This window comes from Streptomyces sp. NPDC002671 (genome assembly GCF_053592475.1).
The window spans coordinates 1-8,555 of record NZ_JBSFVU010000101.1; the positions used below are offsets into that span (position 1 = coordinate 1).

Annotated in this window: 1 protein-coding gene; it reads left to right on the forward strand. The window is 71.1% G+C overall.

The window, feature by feature from the left end:
• On the forward strand, positions 1-8,555 hold an 8,555-nt coding region (locus tag ACWD35_RS43995), incomplete at both ends, for an SDR family NAD(P)-dependent oxidoreductase (RefSeq protein ID WP_451356950.1).

Here is an 8,555-nt window from a genome sequence, read left to right on the forward strand (position 1 = left end):
GCGACGGTGGGTGGTGCGGGGCAGGCCAACTATGCGGCGGCGAACGCGTATCTGGATGCGTTGGCGGAGTTGCGGCGTGGGGAGGGTCTTCCGGCTACGTCGATCGCGTGGGGCCCCTGGGCCGACGACGGCATGGCCGTCAGCAGTGCCGAGGTCAGCCGTACCCTCCGGCGTACCGGCATGCTCCCGATGGACCCGGACCTGGCGGTGAAGGCCATGGAGCGGGCTCTGGTCGCGGAGGACACGGCTGTTGCCGTCGTCGACGCCGACTGGAAGCACTTCGCGGGCACCTTCGAAGCTCGGCAGCTGTCCCGGATGCTCAGCAGCATCCCGGAGGTCGCCGGACTGACCGAGGCGACCGACACCAGCCAGGCGGACGCGGCGCACGCCGAAGGAGTCTCGGCTCTCGTCCAGAAGCTGACGGGGCTGCCGGAGGCCGAACAGCACCGGGTCGTACTGGAACTCGTACGCGCGCACGTCGCCGCCGTCCTCGGGTTCGCCGGAGCCGACGCGATCGCACCCGGCCGTGCGTTCACAGAGATCGGCTTCGACTCCCTGACCGCTGTGCATCTGCGCAACCGGCTCATCGAGGCCACGGACCTCCAGCTGTCGGCCACGCTGGTCTTCGACTACCCCACTCCGGCCGCGCTCGCCGACCACCTGCTCACCGAAGTGCTCGGCGCGCGCGCCGACGAAGCCCTCCCGGCGCTCCCGGCCACGTTCGCCGCCGCCGACGAGCCCCTCGCGATCGTCGCCATGAGCTGCCGCTTCCCCGGAGGCGTGGACAGCGCGGAAGAGCTGTGGAGTCTGCTCGCCGAGGGCAAGGACGCCGTTTCGGACTTCCCGACGGACCGCGGCTGGGACCTCGACGGGCTGTACGACGCCGACCCCGAAGCGGTGGGCAAGAGCTACGTGCGCGAAGGCGCGTTCCTCTCCGAAGTCAGCGGATTTGACGCCGACTTCTTCGGGATCTCGCCGCGTGAGGCGCTCGCGATGGACCCGCAGCAGCGGCTGCTGCTGGAGACCGGCTGGGAGCTGTGGGAGCGGGCCGGCGTCGACCCCGAGTCGGTGCGCGGCAGCCGGACCGGCGTGTTCATCGGCACGAACGGCCAGGAATATGTCTCCCTCGTCGACCGGGGCTCGGACGTGACCGAGGGCTATGTCGCCACCGGAAACGCGGCCAGCGTCGTCTCGGGCCGCATCTCCTACACGTTCGGTCTCGAAGGCCCCGCGGTGACGGTGGACACGGCGTGTTCGTCGTCGCTGGTCGCCCTGCACCTGGCGGCACAGTCCCTGCGGCAGGGAGAGTGCTCGCGCGCGATCGTCGGCGGTGTCTCGCTGATGGTCTCGCCGCGCGGCTTCGTGGAGTTCAGCCGTCAGCGGGGGCTCGCGGCCGACGGCCGTTGCAAGGCGTTCGCGGCGGGCGCGGACGGCACGGGCTGGGGTGAGGGCGTCGGTCTGCTTCTGCTGGAGCGGCTGTCGGACGCGGAGCGCAACGGCCACCAGGTGCTGGCGGTGGTGCGTGGTTCGGCCGTCAATCAGGACGGTGCGAGCAATGGTCTTACGGCGCCGAACGGTCCGTCGCAGCAGCGGGTGATCCGTGCGGCGCTCGCGAACGCGCAGGTGTCGGCTGCCGAGGTCGACGTGGTCGAGGCGCACGGTACGGGTACGAAGCTGGGTGACCCGATCGAGGCGCAGGCGCTGCTGGCGACCTATGGTCAGGACCGGCCCGAGGACCAGCCGCTGTGGCTGGGTTCGATCAAGTCGAACATCGGGCACACGCAGGCGGCGGCCGGTGTCGCCGGAATCATCAAGATGGTGCTGGCGATGCGGCACGGGCTGCTCCCGCAGACCCTGCACGTCGACGCGCCCTCCCCGCATGTCGACTGGTCGTCCGGCTCCCTGCGCCTGCTGACAGAGGCCACACCGTGGCCCGACGCCACCCGGCCGCGCCGGGCCGGTGTGTCGGCGTTCGGCGTCAGCGGCACGAACGCGCACGTGATCCTTGAGCAGGCTCCGGTTACGGTTCCTGAGGAGCCCTCGGAGAGCAGCGTCCCGCCGGTGGTCGTGCCGTGGGTGGTCTCGGCGAAGACCGAGGCTGCGCTGCGGGGTCAGGCGGAGCGGCTGGTGTCCTTCGTCGAGGACCGTCCGGAACTCGCGACTGCGGACGTGGCGACCTCGCTGGTGACGGGTCGGTCGGTGTTCGAGCAGCGGGCCGTGGTCCTGGACGGCCTCACTGGTCTGGGTGCTCTTGCCGAGGGCCGTGAGGTTGCGGGTGTGGTGCGGGGGAGTGCGACCGGTGCGGATGGTCGTGCGGTGTTCGTGTTCCCTGGTCAGGGTTCGCAGTGGCTGGGTATGGCGGCTGAACTGCTGGATTCCTCGCCGGTGTTCGCGGAGCGGATCGGTGAGTGCGCGGCGGCGCTGGCGCCGTTCGTGGACTGGTCGCTGACGGACATTCTCCGCAGCACGGACGACGAGGCTTGGCTGGAGCAGGTCGATGTCGTGCAGCCCGTGTTGTGGGCGGTGATGGTGTCGCTGGCCGAGGTGTGGCGCTCGTACGGTGTGGAGCCGGCCGCTGTGATTGGTCACTCGCAGGGTGAGATCGCGGCTGCCGCTGTGGCCGGTGCGCTGTCGATCCAGGACGCGGCGAAGGTCGTGGCCCTGCGCAGCAAGGCCATCCGTGCGCTGTCCGGGCGGGGCGGCATGGTGTCCGTCTCGCTCGGTGTCGAGGCCGTGCAGGAGCGACTCACTGCCTGGAACGGGCGCCTTGGGGTTGCGGCGGTCAACGGCCCGGCTGTGGTGGTCGTTTCGGGTGACGCGGATGCCCTGGACGAGCTGCTGGCTGCCTGTGAGGCGGACGGTGTTCGGGCTCGTCGTATCGCTGTGGACTACGCGTCGCACTGCGCGCATGTGGAGGAGATCGAGGACGTCCTCCTGCGGGAGTTGGCGGACATCACGCCGCGGACAGGTTCGGTGCCGTTCTACTCGACGGTGACCGCCGAGGTCGTGGACACGACTGTTCTGGACGCGGGCTACTGGTACCGCAACCTGCGCCAGACGGTCCGTTTCGCCGACACCGTCCGCGCCCTTCTCGACGACGGCTTCCGTCTGTTCATCGAGTCCAGCGCCCACCCGGTGCTGACCATGGGCGTCGAACAGACCGCCGAGACACACATCAACTCCCCTGTCACCGCGGTCGGTTCGCTGCGACGTGACGAGGGCGGCCTGAAGCGGCTTCTCACCTCCGCTGCCGAGGCGTTCGTCGGTGGTGCGTCCGTCGACTGGGCCGGCCTCTTCGAGGGCACCGGTGCCCGCCACGTCGAGCTGCCGACGTACGCCTTCCAGCACCAGCGCTACTGGATCGAGCCGTCCACCAGCCGCCACGGCGATGTCAGGTCGGCGGGTCTGGCGGCGGCCGACCACCCGCTGCTGGAGGCAGCCGTCGCGCTGCCCGAGTCCGGTGGGCATCTGTTCACGGGCCGGATCTCGATGCAGTCGCACCCCTGGCTGGCCGACCACGCTGTCTTCGGCACCGCGCTGCTCCCGGCCGCCACCTTCGTGGAGCTGGCGCTGCGCGCGGGCGATGCCGTCGGCTGTGGCCGGCTGGAGGAGCTGACGCCGGAGACGCCGCTGGTGCTGCCCGACAGCGGGGCTGTTCAGTTGCAGCTCGCGGTGAGCGGGCCGGATGACGCCGGTCGCCGTACGGTGAGCGTCTACTCGCGCTACGAGGACAGCGCGGCGGAGCTTCCCTGGACCAGGCATGCCGTCGGCGTGCTGACGGCGGGCGCGCCGGCGGGCCCGGACGTGGCCCGTGGTCTTGAGGAGTGGCCCCCGGCCGGCGCCGACCCGATCGACGTGGCGGCGCTGTACGAGAGCGGTGAGGACGGTGTCGGCCTCGTGCACGGCCCCGCCTTCCAGGGGCTGCGGCAGGCCTGGCGCCGGGGCGAGGAGATCTTCGTCGAAGTGACGCTGCCCGAGGAGCGGCGTGCGGAGGCCGGGCGCTTCGGTGTGCATCCGGCGCTGCTGGACGCCGCACTCCACATCGTGGACGGTCAGGCGGCCGACACGGCCGACACGGCCGTCACACTGCCGTACGCGTGGACCGGGGTCTCCCTGTATGCGACCGGTGCGACCACGCTGCGCGTGCGGCTCGCGCCGGGCCCGCGGGACGGTGTCGGGGTGCTGCTGGCCGACGAGTCCGGCCAGGTGGTGGCCGCCGTGGAGCAGGTGACGACCCGGACGGTCACCCCGGACGACGTGGCCGATGGCGGTCGGGTACCGCACGAGTCCCTGTTCCGTGTGGAATGGGCGGCTCTCCCTGCGGACTCCGTGGCGGTGGAGGGGGAGGGCGCCCGTCGGGCCGTCGTCGGCCCCGACGCGGCCGAGCTGTGTGGTCTGCTCCCCGTCGCGGCCGAGTTCGCCGCCTTGGGCGAAGTGACACTCTCCGACGAGGCCGGCCGCGCGTGCGTGCTGCTGCCGTTCCTCTCCGGCTCCAGGTCCGGTGCGGGCGTCGGTGATCCGGCGGAGGTGCGGGACGCGACCCGCCGTGCGCTGGAGGCGTTGCAGGAGTGGCTGGCCGAGGAACGGTTCACCGGGGCGCGGCTGGTCGTGGTGACCCGGGGCGCGGTGTCCGCCGTTCCCGGTGAGGACGTGACCGATCCGGCCGCGGCTGCCGTGTGGGGTCTGGTGCGCTCGGCGCAGGCGGAGCACCCGGACCGTTTCGTCCTGCTCGACCTGGACGGGCACGACGTCTCCGACGCCGTGCTCGACGCGATGCTCGCGAGCGGGGAGTCCCAGCTCGCCGTACGGCAGGGACAGGCGTACATCCCGCGCCTCACCAGGGCGCTGGTCCCGGCCGCCGGCACGGCGTCGCCCGTGGTGTGGGACACCGACGGGTCCGTGCTGATCACCGGCGCGAGCGGTGTGCTGGGGCGCCTGGTGGCGCGGCACCTGGTCGCCGAACATGGGGTCCGGTGTGTGGTGCTGGCCTCGCGCAGGGGACGGGACGTACCGGGTGCCGAGGAACTCGAGGCGGAACTGGGCGCGTTGGGTGCCGAGGTGGTCTTCGAGGCGTGCGACGTGGCGGACCGCGACGCGCTGGCCGGCCTGCTGGCGCGAATTCCCGCGGAGCGCCCGCTGCGCGGAGTGGTGCACGCGGCCGGTGTCCTGGACGACGGTGTCATCGAGTCGCTGACACCGGAACGGCTGGACTCCGTCCTGCGCCCCAAGGTCGACGCGGCCGTGCACCTGCACGAGTTGACCGAGGGCATGGGGCTGACTGCATTCGTGCTGTTCTCCTCGGCGGCGGCGACCTTCGGCGCCGCGGGCCAGGGCAACTACGCGGCGGCCAACATGTTCCTCGACGCCCTGGCGGCACACCGACGGGCCCGCGGGCTCGCCGCGGTGTCGCTCGCCTGGGGCTTCTGGGCCGAACGCAGCGACATGACCGGGCACTTGGGCGAGATCGACATGGCTCGCATGGCCCGCTTCGGCATGACGCCGCTGCTCGCCGACGAGGGACTCGCCCTGTTCGACGCGGCGCACACGGCCGACGAGTTCCTCGTCGTCCCGACGCGCATGGACGTCGCCGTGCTGCGCGCCAACGCGCGGCCCGGAACCGTACCCGCGATCCTCAGGCACCTCATCGGAGCCCCGGCCCGCCGGGTCGTCGAGTCGGCCGACGAGAGCGGCGGAACCCCCGCCCTCGCCCGGCGTCTCACCGGTCTCACACCGGCCGAGCGGGAGGACGTACTGCTGGAGCTGGTGGCCGACGCCGTGGCGGCCGTCCTGGGGCACACGGACGCGGTCGCGGTCGAGCGTGCCTTCAAGGACCTCGGTTTCGACTCGCTCACGGCGGTCGAACTCCGGAACCGTCTCAACGCCGCCACCGGCCTGCGCCTCTCGGCCACGCTGGTGTTCGACTACCCGACCCCGGCCGCAGCCGCCCGGCACATCCTCGGCGAGCTGATGGGTCCGGACGACACGGAAGGCGAGCGGCAGGCCACCGGCCTTCAGCCGGCGACCGCGACCCCGCGGACCGTCCTCGACGACGAGCCGATCGCCATCGTCGGCATGGGCTGCCGCTTCCCGGGCGGTGTACGCACCCCCGAAGAGCTGTGGCACCTGCTCGCCAACGACGGGGACGCCGTGTCCGGCCTGCCCACCGACCGTGGCTGGGACCTGGAGGCGCTGTACCACCCGGACCCCGATCACAAGGGCACGGCGTACGCCCGCGAGGGCGGCTTCCTGTACGACGCGGGTGACTTCGATCCGGCGTTCTTCGGTATCTCGCCGCGTGAGGCGCTGGCGATGGACCCGCAGCAGCGGCTGCTGCTGGAGACGTCGTGGGAGGCGCTGGAGCGCGCCGGAATCGACCCGGCGGCTGTGCGCGGCAGCCAGACCGGAGTCTTCTGCGGTCTGACCTACCACGACTACGGCGACTTGGTGCACCAGGCCGGCGAGGCCTCGGAGGGCTACCTGATGACCGGCAACGCCGGCAGCGTCGCCTCGGGCCGTATCTCGTACACGTTCGGCTTCGAGGGTCCTGCGGTGACGGTGGACACGGCGTGTTCGTCGTCGCTGGTCGCCCTGCACTGGGCGGCCCAGGCCCTGCGCCAGGGCGAGTGCTCACTGGCGCTCGCGGGCGGCGCGACGGTCATGGCGAGCCCGGTCGCCTTCGTGGAGTTCAGCCGCCAGCGGGGCCTCGCCCCCGACGGCCGCTGCAAGGCGTTCGCGGCGGGCGCGGACGGCACCGGCTGGGCCGAGGGCGTCGGCATGCTCCTGCTGGAGCGCCTGTCCGACGCACGCCGCAACGGCCACCCCGTCCTGGCGGTGGTCCGCGGTTCCGCGCTCAACCAGGACGGCGCGAGCAACGGCCTGTCCGCGCCGAACGGCCCCTCGCAGCAGCGGGTGATCCGTGCCGCGCTGGCCAGTGCGGGGCTCTCCACCGATCAGGTGGACGCGGTGGAGGCGCATGGCACGGGTACGAAGCTGGGTGACCCGATCGAGGCGCAGGCACTGCTCGCGACCTACGGTCAGGACCGGCCGGAGGACCAGCCCCTGCGCCTGGGCTCCATCAAGTCGAACATCGGCCACACCCAGGCCGCCGCCGGTGTCGCCGGAATCATGAAGATGGTGCTGGCGATGGAGCACGGTGTGCTGCCGCAGACCCTTCACGTCGACACGCCGTCGCCGCATGTCGACTGGTCAGCCGGAGCTGTCGAGCTGGTGACGGAGACCATGCCCTGGCCCGAGACGGGACGACCCCGGCGCGCGGGTGTCTCGTCGTTCGGTATCAGCGGCACGAACGCGCACGTGATCCTGGAGCAGGCCCCAGTCGCGACCGAGGAGGAGCCTTCGGAGAACTTGTCGCCGGTGGTGGTGCCGTGGGTGGTCTCGGCGAAGTCGGAGACCGCCCTGCGGGCCCAGGCGGAGCGGCTGGTGTCGTTCGTCGGAGAGCGTCCGGAAGTGGCGCCGGTGGATGTGGCGTCGTCGTTGGTGTCGGGTCGGTCGGTGTTCGAGCACCGGGCTGTGGTGTTGGCCGGGGGGCTTGAGGGCTTCGGGGCCGGGTTGTCTGCTGTGGCTTCGGGTGAGCCTGCTGCTGGTGTGGTGCAGGGGCAGGTGGCGCCTGGGAAGCTGGTGGTGCTCTTCTCTGGTCAGGGCAGTCAGCGGGCGGGTATGGGCCGTGAGTTGTATGCGGCTTTCCCGGTGTTCGCCGAGGCGTTTGATGAGGTGTGTGCCGAGTTTGATGGTCTGCTCGGCAGGTCGTTGCGTGGGGTCGTCTTTGAGGACGGCGATGCTCTGGATGCGACGGTGTTCACGCAGTGTGGTCTGTTCGCTGTGGAGGTCGCGCTTTACCGTCTGACGTCGTCGTGGGGTGTGACGCCTGATTTCGTAGCGGGGCATTCGATCGGTGAGATTGCGGCTGCGTATGTGGCCGGGGTGTGGTCGCTGGCGGATGCGTGTGTGTTGGTGGCGGCGCGTGGCCGGTTGATGCAGGCGCTGCCCTCGGGTGGTGTGATGGTGTCCGTTCGTGCACCGGAAGCTGATATCCTCCCGCTGCTTGCGGGCTTGGACGAGGTAGGTGTGGCGGCGGTCAACGGGCCGTCGTCGGTGGTGATTTCCGGTGCCGAGGCTGCGGTGGTGTCCGTGGTGGAGGAGCTGGAGCGGAAGGGTGTGAAGACCCGTCGGCTGCGGGTGTCGCACGCGTTCCACTCGCCGTTGATGGAGCCGATGCTGGACGAATTCCGGCAGACGGTCCAGCAGTTGACGTACTCGGTGCCGCGTATATCCGTGGTGTCGAACCTGACGGGTGCGCCGGCCGATGTCTGTGACCCGGAGTACTGGGTGCGGCATGTGCGGGAGGCGGTGCGTTTCGCCGACGGTGTCGCGTATCTGGCGGCGCAGGGCGTGACGGCATGTCTGGAACTTGGCCCGGATGGTGTGTTGTCCGGGATGGGCCAGGACAGTGCCCCGGAGATGTTGTTCGCTCCGGTGCTGCGCAAGGACCGGGATGAGGCGGCGTCTCTGTTGGAGGCGCTGGCCCAGGTGTATGT